The organism is Nocardia sp. CC213A, from assembly GCF_030766805.1.
Taxonomy (GTDB): domain Bacteria; phylum Actinomycetota; class Actinomycetes; order Mycobacteriales; family Mycobacteriaceae; genus Nocardia; species Nocardia otitidiscaviarum.
On sequence record NZ_JASFXA010000019.1, the window covers coordinates 137,852 to 160,584 of the forward strand.

Here is a 22,733-nt window from a genome sequence, read left to right on the forward strand (position 1 = left end):
GGCCGGTTACGGTGGCGTGGACGTGAGGTTGTCGGCGGAAAGGGCATCAGGTGCGTGAACTCGGTGTGGCGGTGATCGGTTACGGGCTGGCCGGTGCGGTGTTCCATGCGTCGCTGATCGCCGCCGATCCGCGCTTGCGGGTGGCGGCGGTGGTCACCTCGTCGGCCGAACGCGGCGAGCAGGCGCGGCGGGAGCATCCGGGGGTGCGGGTGCTGGCGGCGGTCGAGGAGCTGTTCGCCGATCCGGCGGGCATCGATCTGGTGGTCATCGCGACGCCCAATCGCACCCACGCCCCGCTGGCCGTGTGGGCGCTGGAGGCGGGGCTGCCGGTGGTGGTCGACAAGCCGTTCACGCTCACGGCGGCGGAGGGCGAACAGGTGGTGGCGGCCGCCGAGCGGGCCGGGCTGGCGCTGTCGGTGTTCCAGAATCGGCGGTGGGACAGCGACTTCCGCACCATCGCGGCGCTGATCGGCGACGGTCGGCTGGGGGAGGTGCGGCGCTTCGAATCCCGGTTCGAGCGGTGGCGGCCGGTGACCAAGGGCGGCTGGCGGGAGCTGGGCAGCGCCGAGGAAGGCGCGGGAATTCTCTACGACCTGGGCAGTCATCTGGTCGACCAGGCGCTCACCCTGTTCGGACCGGTCACCGACGTGTACTGCGAACTGGACAGCCGCCGGCCCGGCGTCCAGGCCGACGACGATGCCTTCGTGGCGCTCACCCACGCCTCCGGCGTCCGCTCGCACCTGTGGATGAGCGCCGTGGCAGCCCAGCTCGGTCCGCGCTTCCGGGTGCTCGGCTCCGAGAACGGCTATGTCAGTTACGGTCTCGACCCGCAGGAGCAGGCGCTGCGCGACGGGCGTCGACCCGATGACGGAAAACCCTGGGGGACGGTCGATGTCGAGCACGGGGGCTGGTTCGGCACCGAGGGGGATACGCGCCGGATCGTCAGCGAGCCGGGCGACTATCCCGCCTTCTATCGCGGTATGGCGGCCGCGCTCATCGACGGCGCTCCGGTTCCCGTCGACCCGCGCGATGCCGTGGCGGCGCTGCGCGTCCTGGAGCGAGCCCGTGCGTCCGCGTCTTCGTGAATCCAGCTATCAATTGACCGATGGGTAATTTACTATCGGGTCAATTCGCTGTCGATCGAAAGGCGGGACATGGCGGATCGATCCTGGTGGGGGTGGGGCACCCGCGCCGACGCGGTGACCGGTGCGGAACGCGAGGCGCTGACCACGCGGGTGGCGGCGCTGCTGCCCGGGGCCGACCTCAGCGTGCACGAACCGCCCGAACTCGCCGAGCTCGATATCCCCGCCCCTCGGATACACGCCCCGGAATCCCTGGCGCCCTTGGCCTCCGATGATCGCGAGGATCGGGTGGCACACGGGCACGGTCAGGCGTTCCACGACGTGGTGCGAAATCTGCTGGGCCGCATCGACCATGTACCCGACCTGGTGCTGCGGCCGCGCGGTGAATCCGACGTCGCCGCCGTTCTCGACTGGTGCGGCGGCGCGGATATCGCGGTGATCCCGTACGGCGGCGGCACCTCCGTGGTCGGCGGCGTCGAACCACGCTGTGCCGCCGACTATTCCGGTGTCGTCGCACTGGACCTCGGCCGCCTGGACCGGATCGTCGAGATCGACCGCACCAGCCGGGCCGCCCGCATTCAGGCCGGAATCCTGGGTCCCGCACTGGAAGCCGGTCTGCGCGACCACCGGCTGACGCTGCGCCACTTCCCGCAGTCCTTCGAATTCTCCACCCTGGGCGGCTGGCTCGCCACGCGCGCGGGCGGGCACTACTCGACCGTGTACACCCACATCGACGACATGGTGGAATCGCTGCGCGTCGTCACACCGGCCGGGATCAGCGAATCGCGCCGCCTGCCCGGTTCCGGCGCCGGACCGTCACCCGACCGGATGTTCCTCGGCTCGGAGGGCACCCTCGGCGTCATCACCGAGGCGTGGATGCGGCTGCAGGACCGGCCACGCTGGCGGGCCGGAGCCTCGGTGCACTTCGACGACTACGCGCGCGCCGTGACCGCCACCCGGGTCATCGCGCAGGCGGGCCTGTTCCCGGCCAACTGCCGCCTCCTCGACCCGGTGGAAGCCTTCCTCAATGCCGGAACCGGCACCGCGGGCGGGGTGCTCGTGCTCGGCTTCGAATCCGCCGACCATCCGGTCGACGCGCCGATGGCGCGGGCCGTCGAGATCTGCGCCGATTACGGCGGGCGGGTGCCGGACGGGGTGCGCGTCTCCGACACCGCCGAGGCGAAGGTGAGTTCCGGCGCCTCGGACGTATGGCGCTCGTCCTTCCTGCGCATGCCCTATCAGCGCGATGCCCTGGCCGCGCAGTCCATGATCGTGGAGACCTTCGAAACCGCCTGCACCTGGGATCGTTTCGAGGAACTGCGCGCCGCCGTGCTGGCCGCCGCCACCGCCGCCTTCGCGGCGACCGGCACCACCGGCCTGGTCAGCTGCCGCTTCACCCACGTCTACCCGGACGGCCCCGCGCCCTACTTCGGCGTCTACGCGGCGGGCCGGTGGGGCAGCACCGTGGCGCAGTGGGACGACATCAAGGCGGCGGTCTCGGAGGCACTCGCCGGTGCGGGCGCGACCATCACCCACCATCACGCCGTCGGTCGCGATCACCGCCCCTGGTACGACCGGCAGCGACCCGAACCGTTCGCACTCGCCCTGCGGGCGACGAAGGCGGCACTCGATCCGGCGGGCATTCTCAACCCCGGCGTTCTCCTCGATCCACCCGCGACGGTGGGCCACCCGTAGCCCTCACCGCCGCGCATGGCTGGATCTGCCATAGTCGTGTCGTTGACGCCACGGCCGACGCACGCGAGGCTGGGCATATGCGGGTGGTGCTGTTCGTTGTCTTCGACGGATTCCAGCTTCTGGACCTGGCCGGACCCGCCGACGTGTTCTCCTCGGCGGCGCTCATGGGCGCGCGTCCGGGGTACCGGGTCGAGATCGCCGCGGTGCGATCCGGGCCGGTGCGTTCGGCCAGCGGTGTCGAGGTCACGGCCGCACATGCGCTCGACACCTGGTCCGAACCGGTGGACACGGTGCTCGTGGTCGGCGGACTCAGCGCCTGGAACGCCAGCCGCGACGCCGAACTGATCGCGGGCATTCGACGCGTCGCGAACTCCGCCGAGCGCGTCGGCTCGGTGTGCTCCGGCGCGTTCCTGCTGGCTCGCAGCGGCCTGCTCGACGGCCGCAAGGCCACCACGCACTGGGCGGGCGGGGAGATGCTGGCCCGCGAGTTCCCGGCCGTGTGCACCGAACCCGACCGCATCTACGTCCGGGACGGGCCGGTGTGGACGTCGGCGGGCGTCACCGCGGGCATCGATCTGGCCCTGGCCATCGTCGGCGCGGACCACGGTCCCGAACTCTCCCGCGAGGTGGCCCGCTGGCTGGTGGTCTACCTGCACCGCCCCGGCGGGCAGAGCCAATTCAGCGCGCCGATCGCCGCCGGACCCTGCCGGCGCAGGTCGCTGCGCGAGCTGCAGGTCTGGGTGGAGGAGAACCTCACCGCCGATCTGTCCCTGGCCACCCTGGCACAGCGGGCGGGCATGAGCACCCGCCACTTCTCCCGCGTCTTCGCCGACGAGATCGGCACCACCCCCGCCCGCTACGTCGAGCGGGTCCGCATCGGCGCGGCCCGGCGACTGCTGGAGACCACCGATCAACCGCTGTCCCGGGTCGCCGCCGCCGTCGGCCTGGGCAGCCCCGAAACCCTCTACCGGATCTTCCACCGGCACTTGGGCATACCGCCCGGCGAATACCGCGCCCGCTTCGCCCACAACTGAAAAGAGAACGCCCCCATGACATTTCAGACCGCCATCGTGCTGTATCCGGGCATGACCGTGCTGGACGCCATCGGCCCCTACGAGGTGTTGCGCTACCTGCCCGACAGCGAATTGCGTTTCGTCTCCAATGAAGTCGGCCCCATCGTCTCCGACAGCGGGGTGCTCGTCCTGGGGGCCACCCACACCTTCGCCGAGACACCCGCACCCGATCTGGTGCTGGTTCCGGGCTCGGAGGCGGCGACCACCGAGGCCATGGCCAACGGTGAGCTCATCGCATGGCTGCGCGCGGTGCACCCGAACACGCGGTGGACCACCTCGGTGTGCAGCGGTGCGCTGGTGCTGGCGGCGGCCGACATCCTGCGCGGGCATCCCGCCACCACGCACTGGTCGGCGCAGCCGGCGCTGGCCGCCTTCGGGGCCGAATCCCGCCCGCACGACCGCATGGTGCGCAGCGGCAAGATCGTCACCGCCGCCGGGGTCTCGGCCGGAATCGACCTCGGCCTCTGGCTGGTGGGCGAGATCGCCGGGACCGAACGCGCCGAAATGGCGCAGCTGGTCATCGAATACGACCCGCAGCCGCCCTTCGACACCGGCCACCCCGACAAGGCACCCGCGGCCCTGCTCCGCCGGACCCGCCTCGAGATGTCCACCCGCGCTGTCACCCCGCGCGTCCCGTTCGACGTCGCCACGGCCATGTGGCGGCTCACCCTCAACCGGATCCGCGACCGCGCGGCCAAGCGCGCGAAGGTGTAGCGCGCGTTCACATCCAGCGCAGCAGTTCGGCCGTGCGCAGGCGACCGGTCGGAACGGCCGACGGCGACGGCATCGCCGCCGGATACCCCATGGCCACCGCATGCCGGGGCAGCCACTCCGCGGGCAGCCCCAGCAGCGCCGCCACCCGCGAAACATTCTCCGCCGGATGGAAAGTCGTCGGACACGACCCCAACCCCAGCTCCCGCGCGGCCAGACAGACCGACTGCGTCACCCGCCCCATGTCGAACAGCGTGTCCGAGAACTCGTTCGCCACCGACGCCAGTACCAACACCACCGGAGCCGCCGCCAGATGCACGGCATAGGCCCCGCACCGACTCAACTCCACCCGCAGCGCCGCATCCGTCACCGCGACGAACCGCCACGGCTGCCGATTCCGCGCCGACCCCGTCCACCGCGCCGCCTCGACGATCCGCTCGACCGACTCCCGGGGAACGGGGTCGGGCCGGTAGTGCCGGACGGCTCGCAGGGCTCGCAGGGGTTCCAGGGATTCGCGCATCGCGGTGATGCTAGCGACCGGCGGTCACCGCTTCGGAGCACGGTGTCACACCGGCACCTCGGTGGCCTCCCGGGTTCGGCCGCGGCGGCGGGCCGTGACGGTCCGGGTGATCACGCCGCGGGTGGGCGCGAAGAGGTAGGCCAGGGTGAAGGCGATGCCCTGGACCACGACGACCATGCCGCCGGGCGCGGTGTCGACGTGGTAGCTGATGTAGAGACCGGCGACCGAGCACACCACCGAGACGGTGGGCGCGATGAGGAGCATGTGGCCGAAGCGGTCGGTGAGCAGATGCGCGGTCGCGCCCGGGATGATGAGCATGGCCACCACCAGGATGACGCCGACCGCTTGCAGGGCGAGGACCGCCGTCAGGGCGAGCAGTCCCAGCAGGGCGGCGCCGAGCAGGCGGGGGCGCAGGCCGAGGGCGTGGGCGTGGGTGGGGTCGAAGGCGTAGAGGGTGAAGTCGCGGCGTTTGAGGACCAGGGCGGCCATGACGATGGCGGCGAGGATCGCGATCTGGATCAGTTCCGAGCGGCCGACACCGAGCAGGTTGCCGAAGATGATGTGGTTGAGGTCGGTATTGCTGGGGGTCACCGACACCAGCACCAGGCCGAGGGCGAACAGCGTGGTGAAGACGATGCCGATGGCGGCGTCCTCCTTCACCCGGCTGGTATCGCGCACCACGCCGATCAGGGCGACCGCGAGGAAACCGAAGATCACCGCGCCCACCGCGAACGGCGCGCCGACGATATAGGCCAGCACCACGCCCGGCAGCACCGCGTGCGAGACGGCGTCGCCCATGAGCGACCAGCCGATCAGCACCAGCCAGCAGGACAGCGTCGCGCACACCACGGCGGTGATCACGGTGGTGGCCAGGGCGCGCACCATGAATTCGTAGCGCAGCGGATCGGCGAACAGTTCGGTGAGTGTCATGGTCAACTCGCCTGCGCCAGTGCACCGCTGTCGGTGGCATCCACACCGAATGCCAGCGCCAGCTTTTCGGGCCGCAGCACCTCGCTCGGATCGCCGTGTGCGAGCACCCGGCGCATGAGCAGCACCGCTTCGTCCGCCAGCGCGGGCAGCGCGTGCAGGTCATGGGTGGACACCAGCACGGTCGCGCCCTCGTCGGCCAGTTCGCGCAGCAGCGCCGAAATGGTGGCCTCGGACCGCTTGTCGACGCCCGCGAACGGTTCGTCCAGCAGCAGAATCGTCGCGCCCTGGGCGATTCCGCGCGCCACGAAGGCACGCTTGCGCTGTCCGCCGGACAGCTGACCGATCTGCCGGTCGGCCAGCTCGGTGAGTTCCACCCGCTCCAGCGCGTGCGCGACCGCCTCGCGGTCGGCGCGGCGCGGCCGACGGGTGAACCCCATCCGGCCGTATCGCCCGGTCATCACCACATCGCGCACCGAGAGCGGAAAGTTCCAGTCCACGTCCTCGCTCTGCGGCACATAGCCGAGGGCGCCGGAGCGGCGCGCGCTCACGGGCGCGCCGCCGTTCACGCGCACCGTGCCCCGGTCCGGCTGCACCAGGCCCATGATGGCCTTGAACAGTGTCGACTTGCCGGAGCCGTTCATCCCGATCAGCCCGCACACCCGGCCGGGACGCAGGCTGAGATCGACCCCGTCCAACGCCAGCACCTCACCGTAATGGACTGCGACATCGGATATTTCGATGGCCGGTGTCTCGATCGCGCGAGTCATGATTGGGCTCCCCTCAGCGCGGTGGTGATCGTCCGGACGTCGTGCCGGATGAGGTCCAGGTAGGTCGGGACCGGGCCGTCGGCCTCGGACAGCGAATCCACGTACAGCGTGCCGCCGAAACGCGCACCGCTGGCCTCGACGACACGCTGCATGGGCGCGTCGGAGACGGTCGACTCGCAGAACACCGCCGGAACCCGGTTGGCGCGCACGAATTCGATGGCCGAGGTGATCTGCTGCGGCGTCGCCTGCTGTTCGGCGTTGACCGGCCAGATGTACTTCTCGGTGAGTCCGGCGTCGCGGGCGAGGTAGGAGAACGCGCCTTCACAGGTCACCAGGGCGCGCTCGTTGGTGGGCAGCGCCGCGAGGGTGCCGGTCAGTTCGTCGTGCACCTGCTGCAACTGCGCCTGATAGGCCGCGCCATTGGCCCGGAAGTCGGCCGCGTGCTCCGGATCGAGTTCGGAGAACGCGCGAATCATGTTGTCCACGTAGATCTTCACGTTCAGCGGCGACATCCACGCGTGCGGGTTCGGCTTGCCCGCGTAGGCGTCCTCGCCGATCGGAATGGGCGTGACTCCCTCGGTGACCACCACGTGTTCGACATCGAGATCCGCGACGAACTGCGCGAACCACGCTTCCAGATTCAATCCGTTGTCGAGGATGAGGTCGGCGGTCGACGCGGTGCGGATATCGCCCGGAGTCGGCTCGTAGCCGTGAATCTCCGCGCCCACCTTGGTGATCGACTCGACGGTGAGATGCTCTCCGGCCACATTGCGGGCGATATCGGCGAGCACGGTGAACGTGGTCAGCACCACCGGCTTCCCGTCCCGGCCGGCGGGGCTGCCGCAGGCGCTCACGGCCACCATGGCGGCGGCGAGCAGCGTCAGGGCGAACGCGCGGAAAATCGAACGATGCAGCGGGTGGAGCCAAACCTTCACCTGTCGAATCGTAAAGTTCGGCTTACCTAAATTTCAAGTCCAGAGTTCCCAAGAAACAGTAACGACCGGTAGGTCATGCTGGTGGCGGCTCCGGACGGCTCGGCCGAACCACCACCGCACCGGGCAGTGCGGAGGTCGCGACGGCCGTCTCCCGGATCCGGGCCCAGCGGCGACGGATCGCCTCCTTGGTGTTCGGCCGTAGGCGATACACCAGCAGCATGCCGACCGTGCAGCCCGCGGTGATCGCCAGCGCGACCAGTCCGGGCGCGAGCGCGCGCACCGGCTCGGTCGGCCGATACCAGCCCGGCGAATAGGCGACCCGTTCGAAATCCCTGCCCCACAACGCGACCGCCGCCGACGGCACGAACAGCACGGCGATGCACAGCGGCGGCACCGTGGGAAACAGCGGCGTCGCCGCGCCGAGGCAGTAGCCGCCCACGAACGCCACCGCGAGACCACCCACGACGGCGGGCACCTCGCCGTGCACCCCGGCGGCGACCGCCAGCACCGAGGCCACGGCCAGCACCGCCGTGAGCGCCGCCGCCACCAGCGGCAGCCCGCGGCGGTATCCGACGTACAGACCCAGTCCGATGGCGGCGACGAACAGCGGAACCACCCAGTCGGGACGCGGCACCGTGACCGGCGTGCTCCCGGCCGCGGCGAACGCGACCATGAGCAGCAACAGCAGACCGTCGCGGCCGGGCAGGAACAGCGCGGCGACGGTGGCCGCCACCACGATGACCAGCACGCCGACGGTCAGCACGGACAGGTCCCGGCCGTCGCGCGCGAACCACTCCGAGGTCAGCAGGATGGTGGGAAAGATGATGCCAGCCGCCAGAATCGACCGCAGCGGCACCACATCGACCAGTCGACGCACCGTCATCGGTTGCCGCCGGTGTTCGAAAGCGCAGACCCCGGCCGCCACGACCAGCACCGTCGACAGCCCCACCGAGGGCGCGTCCAGCAGCAGCCGGTCCACCGGCGAGGGCGATTCACCGGGGGCGGGCGCGGGCGTGAAATCGCCCAGCAGAATGCCCGCCATGGCGCCGAACAGGAATCCGCTCGCGGTCGCTCTCCGGGGCCAGGCCAGCGTGCCGACCACGCCCATCAGCACCCCGGCCAGGGCCGAGTCGATATAGGTGAGCGTTGCCTCCGCCGCGATCGAGCTACTCCACAGCAATTGATCGATCAGCAGGGCGATACCGGTCAGTGTGATGGTGGCCCACGCGACGGCACTGCGCATCATCAAGGCGAACACCGCCGCGAGAATGGTCACGAAGGCCGCCGCCATGGTGGCCCGCGGCACCTGGAACACGGCCAGGTCAATCGAGGCCACCGACTGCGGAGTCGCGTCTTCGAGGGGGTCGATCGGCACCATGACGGTAAGCCCGGCGAGGGCGGCCGTCAGGCACACCGTTCCGGCTTCGAGTCCCGCGCGCAGGCGCCGCACACCCACAACAATGACCCAATCCAGCCGGTTCGGCAATGACCGAGCGACCTGCGGTGTGGCGGCGGATCGCGGTGTCGAACGCGACGAGCTGCTCGTCCCCGTGCGCAGGCTGCGCGACAGCGGTGCGCAGGTGGTGCACGCCGCCCCGGAGAAGGAGGCGGTGCGGACCGTCCTGCACGACACCGAACAGGCGATCGCCGTCGATCCGGATGCGAGCCTGGATTCGGTCGCCGTGGAAGACTATGCGGCCCTGGTGATTCCGGGCGGTACCGTGAACGCCGACAAGCTGCGGCTCACCGAGCCCGCGGTCGAGGTGGTGCGGTCGTTCGCCGCGGCGGGCAAGACGATCGCCGCCATCTGCCACGGGCCGTGGCTGCTGGTGGAGGCGGATCTGATTCGCGGGCGGTCGCTGACCTCGTACCCGTCCCTGCGCACCGATATCCGGAATGCGGGCGGCGAGTGGACCGATGAGCCGATGGTCCGCTCCGCGAACGGCTGGACCCTGATCACCTCCCGCAACCCCGGCGACCTGGACGATTTCACCGGGGCCATCCTCACCGACCTGGGTGGCTGACCTCGCTCCGCTCCGGCCGCCGCACGGTCCAGGGCCAGGTCATCAGGGCCCACACCGTGAGCAGGATGGCCGCGACGGTGGCCAGGTACCAGGGCCACGGGCCGAGCACGTCGAGCAGTGACGGGGTGCTGGGTTTGGCGTTGACGAAGCCGTAGTTGGCGCCGGTGAGCGTATTGACGACGTAGGTGACCGCGACCCAGATCAGGGTGGCGGCCACCGCGAAACGGTAGCTGCCCCAGTCGGGGCGCATGCCGATTCCCCAGGTCAGGTAGATGGCCGCCCAGACCACGGCCAGGTGGATGACCCAGAAGGCGATGAATTCGGCGGACGGGAAGTCGCGGCTCTCCAGCGCCGGGGAGATGAGCGCCTGGGTGCTCAGCGTGAGACACCAGTAGTAGGTCAGCGCGTAGGCCCACCGGGCGTGCGACCACAGGGCGTACCCGGCGACGAGGGTGGCGAGGTCGGTCAGCCGCAGCGGTATCGAGCGGTCGACGGTGAACGGGATCAGGGCGACGACATAGATCACCCCGTACGACAGCAGTGTGGCCGCGCCGAAAGTCCGGGTGAAAAGTTTTGCCGCACGGTCGTTTCGGTGCGCGCGCCCGATCCGCACGACCGCGACCGCGCCGACCGCGAAGACGGCCAGCACGATCCAGTGCGACAGTCCGTAGGCCGAGAACTCCGACCGCGCCGCCAGCAGGTCCACAGTCGACACTCTACGGAGGACGGGCCGCGTCGGCGCCCGCATCGCGTCGCCTAGGGTTTTCCCATGTTCGTGAAGCTGTGCGGCCTGCGTACCGAGGCCGATGTGACGACCGCCGTCGCCGCCGGTGCCGACGCCGTGGGGTTCGTCTTCACCGCCAGCCCCCGGCAGGTCTCGGTCGAGGTGGTGCGGCGACTGCTGCGCGAGGTGCCGCCGACGGTGCTGTCGGTCGGCGTCGTCCACGGCATCCCCGCGGCGGAGGCGGGTGCGCTGGCGCGGGCGGCCGGGGTGGACGCGCTGCAACTGCATGGCGGGTACCCACGCGCGGCCTTCGACGAACTGTCCGACCTGCGCCTGCTGCGCGCCACCTCGCTCACCGCCGACACCGACGTGCGCACCGGTGCGTACGGCGAGGAATGGCTGCTGCTCGATTCCCCCGTCGCCGGTTCCGGCGAACGCTGGGACCTCACCGCCCTGACCGCCGACCGGCCGACCGGCCGGTGGCTGCTCGCGGGCGGCCTGTCCCCCGACAATGTGGCCGAGGCCGCCGCCGTCGCCCGCCCGTGGGGAGTGGACGTGTCCAGCGGCGTGGAGTCCAGCCGGGGCGTGAAGGACCACGGCCGCATGCGCGAGTTCGTCGCCGCGGCCCGCTCCTGATCACGGCTCCCCTCTCATCCCCTCCTTGTGACCGAGGGCACAGCGCCGGTACGTCACGCTGTCGCGCCGAGCGGTGTCCCTGTGTTCGACTGGCGAACGAAGGGAGGGTGCGATCGTGACGACCGGGGACGAGGAATTCGCCGAACTGCGGCCACTGCTGTTCACCATCGCCTACGAGATACTCGGCAGCGCCGCCGACGCCGAGGACGTAGTGCAGGACAGCTATCTGCGCTGGCGGGATGTCGACGCCGCCACGGTGGCGCATCCGCGCCGGTACCTGGTGCAGACGGTGACCCGGCAGTCGCTCAATCATCTGCGTACGGTGCGGCGGCGACGGGAGGACTACATCGGCAGCTGGCTACCCGAGCCCATCCGCACCGGCCCGGATGCCAGCGCCGACACCGTGCTCGCGGAATCGGTGTCGATGGCCATGCTGCTGATCCTGGAGACGCTCGGCCCGACCGAACGCGCCGTCTTCGTGCTCGCCGAGGTCTTCGGGTACAGCCAGGTCGAAATCGCCTACATGGTCGGAAAATCCGATGTCACGGTCCGCCAAATCCTCCATCGGGCCCGGCGGCACGTGCAGGCCCGCCGCCAGCGCTTCCAACTCGACGACACCGCCCCGAAGGTAGTCGGGCAGTTTCTGCGTGCCGCCGAGACCGGCGATATCGCGGCGCTGCTGGACCTCATGGCACCGGATGTCGTCCAGATCTCCGACGGCGGCGGCCGTGTGCGCGCCGCGGGGCGTCCGATCGCGGGCGCGGAGCGTGTCGCTGCCTTCTGCTCCGGCCTGGCCCGCAGGCAGATGGCCGCTATGACAGCCGAATTCGGCACCTACAACGCGCTGCCCGCCGTGCTGTTCCACTCGGAGGGCGTCCTCGATTCGATCCTCATGTTCGAAATCGCCGACCGCCGCGTCACCAGGCTCTACGCGGTCCGCAATCCGGAGAAACTGCGCGCGGCCAGGACCTTGCAACCACTCACTCTCGGGAGGGAAACTCATGGAAACGATCACGGTTGAACGCATCGTCGCAGCACCGCCACACGCGGTCTTCGACTGGATGAGCAATGCGCACAACTACACTCGCGTCGGCTTCGTGCTGCACGAGCATCTCGCCCGGCCCGGCGCGGACGCACCGTACGGGGTCGGCGCGGTGCGAGTGCTGGGCTGGGCGGTCGGCTGGTTCTGGGAGCGCATCACCGCCTACGACCCGCCGCACTCGTTCGAATTCCATGTCTACCGCGCGATTCCGCCCGCCCGTCACGAGGGCGGCAGCGTCACCTTCACCGCGGTCCCGGGCGGCACCCGCGTGGTTTGGTCGACGCAGGTCGAACTCCGCTTCCCGTTACTCGGGGCACTGCTGACCCGACTGATCGCCCGCCCGATCCTCACCTACGTGTTCAAACGGGTACTTGACGAGGCGAACGCCGAGCTGCGGACGGGTCAGGACCACAGTTCATAGTCCGAGTTCAGTCGTCGGGGTGGTTGTCGGCGCGAGACCGAATACCGAGGGCCTTCCGGATAATTGCGCGTGCGGGCTCGCCCGTCACCGACTGGCTCGCCAGCATGTCGAATGCGCGGCCGTAGATCGAGACTTCTCTCGGCTGCGTGATGGTCAACTCAGCGGCTGTTCCTTCGACCATGACCATGCGGTTGTCGAACATGACGAAACTCGTTGACACGATGAGAGCTTCGGCGGTTGCCGGGATCACTCCGAGCGTTATCCGAGGCATGCCGATGATCGACGCCATCCGGTCGAGTTGGCCTCTCATGATCTCATCGCTGCCCACCGTCGTGTACAGCGACTGCTCGCTGACGAGAAAGTGGAAGCGATGGTCGCGCTGGTAGAGGACCCGTTGGCGCTCCATTCTCTTGGCGACGCCTTCGTCCACATCATCGGGCACTTGGTAGAACTCGATATGGCGCCTGAGTAGCGCACCCTTGACCGGCAGACCGACGGCGATCGGATATCTCCGGACCAACGTATCCGGCACCGCACGGCTCCGAGATCAGCATGAGATCCGCAGGCTCGCGGTACGACTCGGCTACGACTTCGCGGACATGATCGTCTACGAACCGAAGTTCGGCCGCCCGCCGCTGGCCCGCTTGAAGACGCAGGCGACCAGGCTCGATGCGGGCTCAGCACAACCCCGCGAGTTTGTAGAGCACCAGCGAACCCGCCACCGCCACATTGAGACTCGCCCCCGTGCCGACCATGGGGATCTCAACCGCCGTGTCCAGGTGATCGAGACCTTCCGGTGGGATGCCGTAGCCCTCGTTGCCGAGAACCACGACGGTGCGGCGGCGGGCGGCGGTGAGGTCGGCGAGGCGGATGGACTCGTCGGTGAGTTCCACGCCGAGAATGGTTGCGCCGCCGGTGCGTTGGCGGTCGAGCCAGCGGTCGGCGCGGCCGGATACCCAGTGCACGCACTGGCGGTGACGCAGGGTGTTGCCGCGTTCCAGGGCCTCGGGGACCCAGGGGAGGCGGGGGACGGCGAGGCAGGCGCCGGTGGCGTCGCAGGTGCGCAGCAGGGTGCCGAGGTTCACGCCGTGCTTCGGCCACAGCGGGGCGGCGATGAGGTGGTTCCAGCAGCCGTGTGCGCGGGGGCGGCGTTGGGTGCGCAGTTCGCGGCGGGTGCGCAGCCGGGCGGCCGTCATCGGATGGCGGGAAGAGCCTTCCCCGGGGACAGAACGAGATTCATGGCAACGATGCTCGCGGCGCATCGGCGGCCGTCGTGGGTTCGAATGGTGTCTCTACGATACGCCAACCGAGGTGTCGCGGCGCGCCCGCAGCAGTCGGGCGACCAGCGGCCAGGCCAGGATGGCGGCGATCACGGCGTAGACGGTGACCGAGAACCAGGTGTTGACCAGGCCGCTCAGCGCACCGTCGCTGATCTGCAGCGCGCGGCGCATCTGCTGCTCGGCGTTCGGCCCCAGAATGGCTCCGATAATGGCGGGCAGCAACGGAATTCCGTAGCGCCGCATCAGGAATCCGAGCATGCCGATCAGCAGCAGCAGGATCAGGTCGGTGGTGTCGCCGCTCACCGCGTACGCGCCGACGCTGGCGAAGAACAGGATGCCCGCGTACAGGTACGGGCGCGGGATGAGCAGCAGTTTCGCCCACAGCGGCGCCAGCGGCAGATTCAGCGCCAGCAGCAGCACGGTGCCGATGAACAGGCTGGCGATGAGCGTCCACACCAACTCCGACTCCCGCTGGAACAGCAGCGGCCCCGGCTGAATCCCGTACTGCTGGAAGGCCGCCAGCATGACCGCCGCCGTCGCCGTGGTCGGCAGGCCGAGGGTGAGCATGGTGGTCAGCGTGCCCGCCGCCGACGCGCTGGCGGTGGACTCCGGTCCGGCGACACCCTCGATCGCGCCCTTGCCGAACTCCTCGGGATGCTTGGACAGCTTCCGCTCGGTCGCGTAGGACAGGAAGGTCGGGATCTCCGCGCCGCCCGCCGGTACCGCGCCGAACGGATAGCCGATGAGCGGACCGCGCAGCCACGGCTTCCAGGATCGCTGGAAGTCGCTCTTGCTCAACAGCACTCGACCGACGGGTACGGCCGTGGCCGGTTGTCGGCGCAGATGCGCGGCCACCCAGAGCGCCTCGCCGACCGCGAAGAGTCCGACCGCCACCACGATCACGTCGATGCCGTCGGCCAGGTGCAGGGAGCCGAAGGTGAGCCGCTGCTGACCGGTCATCGGGTCCAGCCCGATCAGTCCGATCGCCAAACCGATTCCCAGCGAAGCGAATCCGCGTACCCGCGAACTGCCGAGCACCGAGGTGACGGCGATGAACGCCAGCAGCATGACCGCGAAGTAGTCGGGCGCACCGATATTCACCGCCACCTTCGCCACCGCCGGAGCCAGCAGCACCAGCAGCAGCGTGCCGCACAGCGCGCCGATGAAGTTGCCGATCGCCGCCGTCGCCAACGCCTGCGCGCCGCGCCCGCCGCGGGCCATCGGATGCCCCTCGATGGCGGTGACCACCGAGGCGGTCTCGCCGGGCGTGTTCAGCAGGATGGAGGTGGTCGACCCACCGAACATGCCGCCGTAATAGATACCGGCGAACATGATGAACGCGCCGGTCGGCTCGATGCTGTAGGTGATCGGCAGCAGCAGCGCCACCGCCATGGCGGGCCCGATGCCGGGCAGCACGCCGATGGCGGTGCCCAGCAGCACCCCGACGGCCGCGAGCAGTAGATGGGTGGGGGTCAGCGCCGTGCCGAACCCCGCGAGTAGATCCCCGAGTACATCCACGTCAGATCAGCCCCTCCAGTGGGCCGCCCGGCAACATGACCCCGAGCAGCCGGACGAATGCGATATAGGTGAGCAGCGACAGCGCTATCGCGATCACGGGATCGCGCACGTAGTGCCGGCTGCCGAGCGCGTATGCCGCACCCCAGAACAGCAGCCCGCCCGAAATCGGGAAACCGACCACGTCGATGAGCATGATGTTGGCGACGAACACCCCGATGAGCAGCAGTACCGTCCGCCACTCCACGGGTGTGGACAGATCGATGTCCTCACCGGCCTCGGCCGGGCCGCGCCCGCCACGCAGCACATCCACGGCGAGCACCACCGCGACCACGATCAGCAGCAGGCCGACGACCACCGGCACCGCGCGCGGCCCGACCGGGCCGCGCTGGGTGAAGTCGGCCGACATGGTCAGCGCGTCCACGATCACCAGCGCACCCGCCCCGGCCAGCAGGGCGGACACCCCGAGTTCGGACCGCTCACGCCACCAGGCCAGCGTCGAGGTGCGCCCGGGTCGCTCGGTCATGCCAGTCCCAGATCCTTCAGCACCGAGCCGACCTGGTCGGTCTGCCGCTGGATGAACGTGCCGAACTCGGTGCCGGTGACGAAGGCGTCGTCCCAGCCGTTGGCGGCGAGCGCGTCGCGCCACTGCGGCGAATCGTGCATGCGGGTGTAGGCGTCGATGAGTGCGGTGCGGTCGGCGTCGCTGATGCCCGGCGGTGCGACCACCCCGCGCCAGTTGGTGAACTCGACGTCGATGCCCGCCTCCTTCAGGGTGGGCGCGTCCACGTCGGCGATGCGCTCGGGTCCGGTCACGGCGAGCACCCGCAACTCACCGGCCTGGATCTGGTCGAGGTACTCGCCCACCCCGGAGACGCCGAACGCGATCTTGTCGCCCAGGACCGAGGCCAGCAGTTCACCGCCACCGTCGAAGGGGATGTAGTTGACCGACTTCGGTTCGATGCCAACGGCTTTCGCCACCAGCATGGGTGCGAGGTGGTCCGGACCGCCGGGGGAGGAGCCGCCGCCCACCGGCACCGCGCCCGGATTCGCCTTCCAGTCCGCGACGAGCTGGTCGATGCTGGTGTACTTGGAATTCTTCGACACCACCAGGATGTCGGGTTCCTCGATCAGCTTCGCGATCGGCGTGGTGTCGGTCAGCGTGGAGGGCGAATTGTTGGTGTAGACGCTGCCGACCACGCCCAGGCCCATCTGCATGACCAGTTTGCCGTTGCCGTCCTCGCCGACCAGACGGCCCAGACCGACGGTGCCGCCCGCGCCGGGCAGGTTGAACACCTCCACCGAGCGCGCGATCCCCGCGTCCTCCATGGCCTTCGCGGAGGTGCGCGCGGTGATGTCGTAGCCGCCGCCGGGGGAGTTGGGCACCATGATCCGGACGCCGCTCAACGTCTCGCCTCCGGCCGCGGTGCTGCCGCACGCGGTCAGGGTCAGGGCCGCGACGGCAGCGGCCGCCAGTCCGGCCAGCATTGTGGATTTTCGCACTGTCGATCCCTCATCTCTCACCATCGAACAGGGTCGAATTGTGAGCAGGGCCACTGCGCGCTGTCTGCCTTGCGTCAGAAATGTTCGTTTTGTTCATAGTGTTCGCGGCGAAAACGGTCCGGTTGGGACCGTCGGGCGGTGAGACTGGCGACGGGCGATGAGGCCGGGAGGTACGAGAACACGTGGGCAAGAAGGGCTCGCTGGCACGACGGCTGCTGGCCCTGCAACTGACGATCGTGGTGGTCCTGCTCGCCGCGGTCGCGGCGGTGGTGGTCGCGCAGGTCGGGGAGACCTTCCGGGCCACCGAGTCGCGGCGCATGCTCGGCATCGCCGAGGACGTCGCCGCCAATCCCAGCCTGCGCGTGCTGCTCGCCGATCCGAAACAGCATCTGCGGCTGGCGCCCTTCGCGACCGTGGCGCAGGTGGCGTCCGGTGCGGATGTGGTCGTCATCGCCAGAACCGACGGCACGGTGCTGACCTCGCAGGACCCGGCGGAGATCGGCGAGCCGCTGGCCCTGGCCGATTCGACGGTCACCGAGGGCCGAGCCTGGGTCGGCGATATCGACGGCGCGGTGGTGGCGCATGTGCCGGTGATCGGGCAGGGCAGTCATGAACTCGTCGGCTATGTCGCCGCGCGCAAACAACTTCCGGGCTTCCTGACCATCCTCACCGAATCGTTCCCGCGCCTGCTCGGACTGCTGGGGCTGGCCTGCGTGCTCGGGATCGCGGGCTCGCTGTCGGTGACGTGGTGGGTCAAGCGGCAGACGCTCGGCCTGGAGCCCGCCGAGATCACCGGACTCGTCGAGCATCGCGAGGCCATGCTGCACGGCATCCACGAGGGCGTGGTCGGCCTGGATCAGCAGCAGCGCATCACCCTGGTGAACGACCAGGCCAAGGCGCTGCTGTCGCTCGGCGACGTGGTGGGGGCGAGCGTGCACGCCTTGGGGCTCAACGATCGGATTCTGGACGTCTTCACCGGCCGGGCGGCGGGCACCGATCTGGTCGGACTGCGCCGCGGCAAGGTGCTGATCATGAACCGCACCCCGATCCGCTGGGATCAGCGCACCCTCGGCGCGGTGATCACCCTGCGCGACCGCACCGAACTCATGCGGCTGCGCGACGAACTGACCGAGAACCGCAATACCACCGATATGCTGCGCGCCCAGGCGCACGAGTTCAGCAATCGCCTGCACACCATCGCCGGACTCATCGAACTCGGCGAATACGACGAGGTGCGCCGCTATGTCGAGGTGGTGAGCGCGGGACGCGATCAGTGGCAGGCCGAGGTGACCGAGCGGATCGGCGACGCGGCGGTGGCGGCGCTGCTCATCGCCAAGGCCAGTCCCGCCGCCGAACACGGTGTGGGACTGCGGTTGTCGCCCAGCACCGCGCTGCCCGAGGTGGATGACGCGCTCTCCGCCGATCTGGTGACCGTGCTGGGCAATCTGGTGGACAACGCGCTGGACGCGCTGCGCGGTCCGGGCTGGATCGAGGTCGATCTGCGCCGGGTGGACGGGGCGGTGCGGGTGGTGGTGCGCGACTCCGGTCCCGGTGTCGCACCCGAGATCGCCGAGGAGGTCTTCCGGCACGGCTTCACCACCAAGGCCGCCGAGCGCGGCGGCGCTCGGGGGCTCGGACTGGCCATCACCCGGCAGACCTGCGTGCGGCGCGGTGGCTCGGTGTCGGTGCACAACGCCGAGGGCGCGGTCTTCACCGCCACCCTCCCGCTCACCCCGGTGGTGTCGAAATGATTCGGGTGCTGGTCGTCGACGACGACTTCATGGTCGCCCGGGTGCACAGCGGATACGTTTCCCGCACAGCGGGTTTCGAGGTCGCCGGGGTGGCGCACAGCGGCGGCGAGGCACTGCGCATGATCGGTGAGCTGCGTCCCGATCTGGTGCTGCTCGACATCTACCTGCCCGATATCGACGGCCTGTCGGTGCTGCGCGGTATCCGGGAGACCGCCGAGGCGGATGTCATCGTGGTCAGCGCCGCCGACCACGTGGACACCATTCGCGCGGCGGTGCGCGGCGGCGTCCTGCACTATCTGATCAAGCCGTTCACCTACGGCGCGCTGCACGACCAGCTCCGCCACTTCGCCGCCCTGCACACCAAACTCAGCGGACTCGACCGCGCCGCCCAGGCCGATATCGACCAGGTCTTCGGCGCCCGCCCGAGCGGCACCATCGCCCTGCCCAAGGGCTTGACCGCGCATACCGCCGACCTGGTCGCCCGCGTCCTGCGCGCCGCCGACACCGATCTCTCCGCCCAGGAATGCGCCGACGCCGCCGCGCTCTCACGCGTCAGCGCCCGGCGCTACCTGGAGTACTTCGTGGACACCGGCCGCGCGGAGGTCCGACTCCGCTACGGCGGCACGGGCCGCCCGGAACGCCGCTACCGCTGGACCGGATCCTGAGCAGCCGGAAGGGATTCCGACCGGTTCCGGGATCAGCCCGGCGTGCCCAGGCGCAGCAGCACGGTTTCGCCGGTGGCGTCGTCCAGGCCGTCGTTGTCGGTGACGACGTAGAGTTCGCCATTGCCCGCGACGGCCATCCCCTCGACCTTCTCCTGCACCCAGCCGTTGGTGGCGCGCAGGTCGGGGAGCAGGTCGTGGGCGGTCGTCTTGTCCAGCACGGTCGGCTGGGCGGTGCCGGTCACACCCGCCTCGGTCGGGATGGCGACCCGGGTGACCGTTTTGAGCGCCGCGTTCGGGCCACTGAGCTTGTCGCGCTCCAACAGCAGCAGGGCATCGCCGTCGACCGCGATCTCGGACAGGCCGATCCAGTCGCCCTTGGTGTCGGTGCCGTCCAATCGGTAGCCGTACCACTGCCATTCGCCGGTTTCGGGCCGGTACTTGCCGATGCGGGCCACCCCCTCCGGATCGGACTTCAGCTCGCGCTGCAGCACCACCCACACGGTCTCGTCCGCGCCGGAGCCCTGCACCGCGATGCCCTCCAGGCCCTGCTTGCCGAGCCCGGCCGCGATCTCGGCGGGCAACTGGATCCGCTGTTCGATCGCACCGTCGGCCGCCACCCGCAGCACCTGGTTGCCGGGGCCGTCCTCGCCCTCGACGGCCAGGTAGAAGCCGCCGTCGGCGCGGGCCGCCAGACCCTCGATATCCAGTTCCGCCGGTGTGCCGTTGTCGGTGACGGCGATGTCGGCGTCGATCACGGCCGGGACGACCGAGACGTCCAGGCCGAGGATGCGGGCCGGGCCGTACGCGTTGTCGGTGGCGGTGAACAGCCGGTCGGCGGCGGCCGGGTCGGGGCTCAGCGCGCCGAGCGCACCCCAGCCGATCGGCGTGCCGTCGGCATCGGCCGACACGATCGACGGGAACTCGGGCGTGCCGCCGTCGGCGTAGTCGGAGCCGTAGCCGAACAGGCTGACGGTGCCGCGTACCCCGGCCTTCGCGTCGTCCACCTCGGAGGAGACGGCCAGCAGATTCCGGTTCGGAATCGGGACGATGCCCTCGGGACCGACACCGGTCGCCAACACCTGCCGGAACACCGGCTCGGCCGGATTCGAGACGTCGTACACCGCGACGAAATTGCTACGCTCCGAACCGATCAGCACCACCGGGACACCGTTCAGTTCGGTGACCGCGATGCCCTCGGGTTCGGTGCCCTTCTTTCCGGCGCGATCGTCGTTGTGGAGGCCGACGCGCACCGCCAGCCGCTCGAACGAGTTACCGGCGTCCCAGACCACCGCCCCGGAGGCGGCGTCGAAGACGGTCCAGCCGCGCGAGCCGCCCTTCCAGTCGCCCTCGTTGGCCGTCACCACGTGGTCGTCGCCGATCCATGCGATCGAATCCGGTTCGCGCGGGACGTCTTTCAGCGAGCCGCTCGGGTCGATCCGGCCGTCCTTCTCGGTGTCGATGCCCTCGGCCGATACCCGCCCGGCGGAGAACACCTTCCGCACGGTGCCGGCGGCGGCGTCGATGATCGCGATGCCGTTGTTCTCCTGGAGGGTGACGGCCACCTCGCCGCGCGCGTTGAAGCTCACGTACTCCGGCTCGAGATCCTCGGGCGCGGCCAAGCCCGCCGCGCGGGCGGCGGATTCGTCGATGCGCACCGGGGTGGCCGCCCACTGCTGCGGCGCGCCGGTCAGGTTCAGCAGCTGCACGAAGCCGGTCGGCGGCTGCGGCAGATCGCCCTTCTCGCCGCCCGGCGGCGTGAATTCCTCGTCGCGCTGGTTCTCCATGGCGATGGCAGCGCGGGTGCCGTCCTCGCTGACCGCGATCGAATCGGGCTGTCCGCCCAGGTCGATGCTGTGCACCTTGGTGCGGTCGCTGATGCGCACCACGTCCACGCGCCCGGACGGCGCGGTGAAGTCGCCGCCGCTGCTGTCCACCACGACCAGCACGTAATCACCGGCGACCGCCACCGAGGTGGGCTGGTCGTCGGCGTGGCCCAACTGCTCCAGCGAGACCGAACCGGTGCCCTTGGGAGCGGCCGGATCGCTGAGGTCGACGAAGCCGATGCGCTTACCGGCCGCGTCGGTGTAGATCAGGGTCTTGCCGTCGGCGGTGACCGCGGAGATCTCGGCGGAGGTTTCCGCGTCGGCCGCCGCCCCGTCCGGTCGGTTCTCGACGATCGGATAGGTGGCCAGCCGGTGGTAGCTGTTCGCGGCGTCGCGCTCCCAGCCCGGTGCGGCCGTCGGACCCGCCTGTCGGTCGTCGGATCCGCACGCGGTGGCGAGCACCGCCACCGCGGCGACCGCCGCACCCAGTCGCCACCGTCTCATCCCGGCCACACCGTACTCCTCGCAACGAACTTCTCCCCTCGGACGGGGGAACCCGGTGATCGTGGCGGAGACGGGTAGCCATCAGGTAGCGATGGAATGAACTCGCGGCCGTGCGGTCGGCCGCGAGGCGGTTCAGCCGGTATCGGTGGCGTCCGGATCGCGGCGCAGCAGACCGGCCCAGCCGCCGCCGAACCGCTGGCGCGGGGACCGGCTCAACGGGACCAGCACCAGTGTGAGCACTCCGACGACCAGACTGTTCACCGTTGCCGCGGAAGGGAAGTCGAGGATCCAGGGAGCCAGCAGCAGCCAACCCGCGGTGAGCAGATTGAGCCAGCGCATCCCCCGCAGAATGTCGTAGGCGGCCAGATAGCCGATCGCCGCGAGCACCGGCCCCGCGATGCGGTCGCTGGTCGCCGCCGGTGCGCCGTAGTCGAGGACGGCCGGCGAACTCATCAGCCAGATGCCGAGGGCGGCGACGCCGAACTGGGGAATCATGACGCCGCCTCCTGCTCTCGCTGCGCCAGCCCCCAGAACGCCCGCCACACCGACTCGCCGCGATCGTGCACCCGCCGCAGATACTGCAGGCTCGCCAGCACCTCGTCCATGGCGGGCGGGATCATCACCATGGAGATGACGGCCGAGGCCAGACACAATGTGCAGAACGCGCCGTAGAGCACCGGCTGCGCGATCACCAGCAGAATGCTGATGGTGCCCAGCGGGCCGACCGCGATCCCGAACACCACCACGATCCACGGCATGGTCCGCCAGCGGCGCACACCCCCGTACGCGCCGGAGACGGCGTCGGCCAGATAGGCGAGCGCGCCCAACGTCGCATCCGAGACGGGCAGCACGTACGACAGTTTCGAGTCCAGAATGACGCGGCTGCCGTCACCGAAGAACGGCTCCCACACGGTCGGCACCACGTCGTACTGGTAGAGCGCGAGATAGGTGGCGATGGCGCAGCCCACCAGCGCGATGCCCACGATCGGCAGTCGCTGCGACCAGGAGGAGGGGTTCCACCTCCAGCGCGGCGGGATGGCGTCGGACCGCCGCGCGGAGCCGTTCATCGCCACACCGGCCGAGTGGTTGTCGCGATGTCGATCGGTGTTCCGAAGGCCGTGTCGCGCATCGT

At 69.8% G+C, this 22,733-nt stretch carries 24 protein-coding genes; 10 read left to right on the forward strand and 14 right to left on the reverse strand.

All coding sequences use genetic code 11. The features are described 5' to 3' along the window. Window positions 1–50 precede the first annotated feature (50 nt). The 4 genes from QJS31_RS29120 to QJS31_RS29135 all read left to right on the forward strand — a co-directional run bounded on the left by QJS31_RS29120 (window position 51) and on the right by QJS31_RS29135 (window position 4,564). Window positions 51–1,085 carry a Gfo/Idh/MocA family oxidoreductase gene (locus QJS31_RS29120; RefSeq protein ID WP_306358209.1) on the forward strand — a complete coding sequence of 345 codons (1,035 nt, stop codon included), beginning with the start codon at window positions 51–53 and terminating at the stop codon, window positions 1,083–1,085. 69 nt (window positions 1,086–1,154) lie between these two features. After that, on the forward strand, window positions 1,155–2,777 hold the full coding sequence (locus tag QJS31_RS29125) for an FAD-binding oxidoreductase (protein WP_306358210.1): 1,623 nt from the start codon (window positions 1,155–1,157) through the stop codon (window positions 2,775–2,777). Window positions 2,778–2,854: 77 nt separating this feature from the next. Next, window positions 2,855–3,811 (forward strand): GlxA family transcriptional regulator, encoded by a 957-nt coding sequence (locus QJS31_RS29130; protein WP_306358211.1) that lies wholly within the window; start codon window positions 2,855–2,857, stop codon window positions 3,809–3,811. Between the two features lie 15 nt (window positions 3,812–3,826). Continuing rightward, window positions 3,827–4,564 carry a DJ-1/PfpI family protein gene (locus QJS31_RS29135; protein WP_282776635.1) on the forward strand — a complete coding sequence of 246 codons (738 nt, stop codon included), beginning with the start codon at window positions 3,827–3,829 and terminating at the stop codon, window positions 4,562–4,564. A 7-nt stretch (window positions 4,565–4,571) separates the two neighbouring features. On the opposite strand, the gene QJS31_RS29140 is transcribed toward QJS31_RS29135, so the two are convergent. The 5 genes from QJS31_RS29140 to QJS31_RS29160 all read right to left on the reverse strand — a co-directional run bounded on the left by QJS31_RS29140 (window position 4,572) and on the right by QJS31_RS29160 (window position 9,169). Continuing rightward, window positions 4,572–5,081 carry a nitroreductase family protein gene (locus QJS31_RS29140; RefSeq protein WP_306358212.1) on the reverse strand — a complete coding sequence of 170 codons (510 nt, stop codon included), beginning with the start codon at window positions 5,079–5,081 and terminating at the stop codon, window positions 4,572–4,574. Between the two features lie 45 nt (window positions 5,082–5,126). Continuing rightward, window positions 5,127–6,011: a metal ABC transporter permease gene (locus QJS31_RS29145; protein ID WP_282776631.1), complete on the reverse strand. Its 885-nt coding sequence runs from the start codon at window positions 6,009–6,011 to the stop codon at window positions 5,127–5,129. 2 nt (window positions 6,012–6,013) lie between these two features. Then, window positions 6,014–6,778, reverse strand: a complete 765-nt coding sequence (locus QJS31_RS29150) for a metal ABC transporter ATP-binding protein (protein WP_282776629.1) — start codon at window positions 6,776–6,778, stop codon at window positions 6,014–6,016. After that, window positions 6,775–7,641 (reverse strand): metal ABC transporter substrate-binding protein, encoded by an 867-nt coding sequence (locus QJS31_RS29155; RefSeq protein WP_143984292.1) that lies wholly within the window; start codon window positions 7,639–7,641, stop codon window positions 6,775–6,777. The genes QJS31_RS29150 and QJS31_RS29155 overlap by 4 nt, the downstream gene beginning before the upstream one ends. A 145-nt stretch (window positions 7,642–7,786) precedes the next feature. Further along, window positions 7,787–9,169 carry a hypothetical protein gene (locus tag QJS31_RS29160; RefSeq protein WP_306358213.1) on the reverse strand — a complete coding sequence of 461 codons (1,383 nt, stop codon included), beginning with the start codon at window positions 9,167–9,169 and terminating at the stop codon, window positions 7,787–7,789. A 4-nt stretch (window positions 9,170–9,173) separates the two neighbouring features. On the opposite strand from QJS31_RS29160, the gene QJS31_RS29165 reads away from it, so the two are divergent. Continuing rightward, window positions 9,174–9,737 carry a type 1 glutamine amidotransferase domain-containing protein gene (locus tag QJS31_RS29165; protein WP_282776625.1) on the forward strand — a complete coding sequence of 188 codons (564 nt, stop codon included), beginning with the start codon at window positions 9,174–9,176 and terminating at the stop codon, window positions 9,735–9,737. On the opposite strand, the gene QJS31_RS29170 is transcribed toward QJS31_RS29165, so the two are convergent. Then, complete coding sequence (locus tag QJS31_RS29170) at window positions 9,718–10,437, reverse strand: TIGR02206 family membrane protein (protein WP_282776673.1); 720 nt, start codon at window positions 10,435–10,437, stop codon at window positions 9,718–9,720. The two genes, QJS31_RS29165 and QJS31_RS29170, sit on opposite strands and share 20 nt — an antisense overlap. Window positions 10,438–10,506: 69 nt before the next feature. On the opposite strand from QJS31_RS29170, the gene QJS31_RS29175 reads away from it, so the two are divergent. The 3 genes from QJS31_RS29175 to QJS31_RS29185 all read left to right on the forward strand — a co-directional run bounded on the left by QJS31_RS29175 (window position 10,507) and on the right by QJS31_RS29185 (window position 12,560). Next, window positions 10,507–11,097: a phosphoribosylanthranilate isomerase gene (locus QJS31_RS29175; protein WP_306358214.1), complete on the forward strand. Its 591-nt coding sequence runs from the start codon at window positions 10,507–10,509 to the stop codon at window positions 11,095–11,097. Window positions 11,098–11,212: 115 nt separating this feature from the next. Continuing rightward, window positions 11,213–12,118, forward strand: coding sequence for an RNA polymerase sigma-70 factor (locus tag QJS31_RS29180; RefSeq protein WP_282776621.1), 906 nt, complete (start codon window positions 11,213–11,215; stop codon window positions 12,116–12,118). Next, on the forward strand, window positions 12,099–12,560 hold the full coding sequence (locus QJS31_RS29185) for an SRPBCC family protein (protein WP_282776619.1): 462 nt from the start codon (window positions 12,099–12,101) through the stop codon (window positions 12,558–12,560). The genes QJS31_RS29180 and QJS31_RS29185 overlap by 20 nt, the downstream gene beginning before the upstream one ends. A 7-nt stretch (window positions 12,561–12,567) precedes the next feature. On the opposite strand, the gene QJS31_RS29190 is transcribed toward QJS31_RS29185, so the two are convergent. From QJS31_RS29190 to QJS31_RS29210, 5 genes are all read right to left on the reverse strand, one after another. Continuing rightward, a complete protein-coding gene (locus QJS31_RS29190; RefSeq protein ID WP_282776617.1) occupies window positions 12,568–13,092 on the reverse strand; it encodes a DUF5753 domain-containing protein in 525 nt (174 codons plus the stop codon). A gap of 145 nt (window positions 13,093–13,237) precedes the next feature. Further along, a complete protein-coding gene (locus QJS31_RS29195) occupies window positions 13,238–13,756 on the reverse strand; it encodes a TrmH family RNA methyltransferase (RefSeq protein WP_306358215.1) in 519 nt (172 codons plus the stop codon). A gap of 96 nt (window positions 13,757–13,852) precedes the next feature. Continuing rightward, a complete protein-coding gene (locus QJS31_RS29200; protein ID WP_306358216.1) occupies window positions 13,853–15,358 on the reverse strand; it encodes a tripartite tricarboxylate transporter permease in 1,506 nt (501 codons plus the stop codon). A 1-nt stretch (window position 15,359) separates the two neighbouring features. Then, on the reverse strand, window positions 15,360–15,881 hold the full coding sequence (locus tag QJS31_RS29205; RefSeq protein WP_029926703.1) for a tripartite tricarboxylate transporter TctB family protein: 522 nt from the start codon (window positions 15,879–15,881) through the stop codon (window positions 15,360–15,362). Continuing rightward, entirely contained in the window at window positions 15,878–16,882 is a 1,005-nt protein-coding gene (locus QJS31_RS29210; RefSeq protein ID WP_372341719.1) for a Bug family tripartite tricarboxylate transporter substrate binding protein, read from the reverse strand. The genes QJS31_RS29205 and QJS31_RS29210 overlap by 4 nt, the downstream gene beginning before the upstream one ends. A 158-nt stretch (window positions 16,883–17,040) precedes the next feature. Between QJS31_RS29210 and QJS31_RS29215 the strand changes: the two genes are divergently transcribed. After that, window positions 17,041–18,609, forward strand: a complete 1,569-nt coding sequence (locus tag QJS31_RS29215) for a sensor histidine kinase (protein ID WP_306358218.1) — start codon at window positions 17,041–17,043, stop codon at window positions 18,607–18,609. Then, entirely contained in the window at window positions 18,606–19,274 is a 669-nt protein-coding gene (locus tag QJS31_RS29220; RefSeq protein WP_282776606.1) for a response regulator, read from the forward strand. The genes QJS31_RS29215 and QJS31_RS29220 overlap by 4 nt, the downstream gene beginning before the upstream one ends. A 32-nt stretch (window positions 19,275–19,306) precedes the next feature. Here the strand turns inward: QJS31_RS29220 and QJS31_RS29225 are convergent, their stop codons facing one another. From QJS31_RS29225 to QJS31_RS29235, 3 genes are all read right to left on the reverse strand, one after another. Beyond that, window positions 19,307–21,601, reverse strand: a complete 2,295-nt coding sequence (locus QJS31_RS29225) for an esterase-like activity of phytase family protein (protein WP_306358230.1) — start codon at window positions 21,599–21,601, stop codon at window positions 19,307–19,309. 132 nt (window positions 21,602–21,733) lie between these two features. After that, window positions 21,734–22,096, reverse strand: a complete 363-nt coding sequence (locus QJS31_RS29230; RefSeq protein ID WP_282779992.1) for an SPW repeat protein — start codon at window positions 22,094–22,096, stop codon at window positions 21,734–21,736. Next, window positions 22,093–22,668: a vitamin K epoxide reductase family protein gene (locus QJS31_RS29235; protein ID WP_282779994.1), complete on the reverse strand. Its 576-nt coding sequence runs from the start codon at window positions 22,666–22,668 to the stop codon at window positions 22,093–22,095. Before QJS31_RS29235 ends, QJS31_RS29230 begins: the two co-directional genes overlap by 4 nt. Window positions 22,669–22,733 lie beyond the last annotated feature (65 nt).

Coding starts and splice junctions, on each gene's coding strand:
- QJS31_RS29225 (WP_306358230.1), bottom strand. CDS start 21,601: ATGAGACGGTGGCGACTGGGTGCGGCGGTCGCCGCGGTGGCGGTGCTC.
- QJS31_RS29230 (WP_282779992.1), bottom strand. CDS start 22,096: ATGATTCCCCAGTTCGGCGTCGCCGCCCTCGGCATCTGGCTGATGAGT.
- QJS31_RS29220 (WP_282776606.1), top strand. CDS start 18,606: ATGATTCGGGTGCTGGTCGTCGACGACGACTTCATGGTCGCCCGGGTG.
- QJS31_RS29175 (WP_306358214.1), top strand. CDS start 10,507: ATGTTCGTGAAGCTGTGCGGCCTGCGTACCGAGGCCGATGTGACGACC.
- QJS31_RS29235 (WP_282779994.1), bottom strand. CDS start 22,668: ATGAACGGCTCCGCGCGGCGGTCCGACGCCATCCCGCCGCGCTGGAGG.
- QJS31_RS29155 (WP_143984292.1), bottom strand. CDS start 7,641: ATGGTGGCCGTGAGCGCCTGCGGCAGCCCCGCCGGCCGGGACGGGAAG.
- QJS31_RS29195 (WP_306358215.1), bottom strand. CDS start 13,756: ATGACGGCCGCCCGGCTGCGCACCCGCCGCGAACTGCGCACCCAACGC.
- QJS31_RS29185 (WP_282776619.1), top strand. CDS start 12,099: ATGGAAACGATCACGGTTGAACGCATCGTCGCAGCACCGCCACACGCG.
- QJS31_RS29125 (WP_306358210.1), top strand. CDS start 1,155: ATGGCGGATCGATCCTGGTGGGGGTGGGGCACCCGCGCCGACGCGGTG.
- QJS31_RS29130 (WP_306358211.1), top strand. CDS start 2,855: ATGCGGGTGGTGCTGTTCGTTGTCTTCGACGGATTCCAGCTTCTGGAC.
- QJS31_RS29210 (WP_372341719.1), bottom strand. CDS start 16,882: ATGGTGAGAGATGAGGGATCGACAGTGCGAAAATCCACAATGCTGGCC.
- QJS31_RS29150 (WP_282776629.1), bottom strand. CDS start 6,778: ATGACTCGCGCGATCGAGACACCGGCCATCGAAATATCCGATGTCGCA.
- QJS31_RS29145 (WP_282776631.1), bottom strand. CDS start 6,011: ATGACACTCACCGAACTGTTCGCCGATCCGCTGCGCTACGAATTCATG.
- QJS31_RS29165 (WP_282776625.1), top strand. CDS start 9,174: ATGACCCAATCCAGCCGGTTCGGCAATGACCGAGCGACCTGCGGTGTG.
- QJS31_RS29140 (WP_306358212.1), bottom strand. CDS start 5,081: ATGCGCGAATCCCTGGAACCCCTGCGAGCCCTGCGAGCCGTCCGGCAC.
- QJS31_RS29135 (WP_282776635.1), top strand. CDS start 3,827: ATGACATTTCAGACCGCCATCGTGCTGTATCCGGGCATGACCGTGCTG.
- QJS31_RS29205 (WP_029926703.1), bottom strand. CDS start 15,881: ATGACCGAGCGACCCGGGCGCACCTCGACGCTGGCCTGGTGGCGTGAG.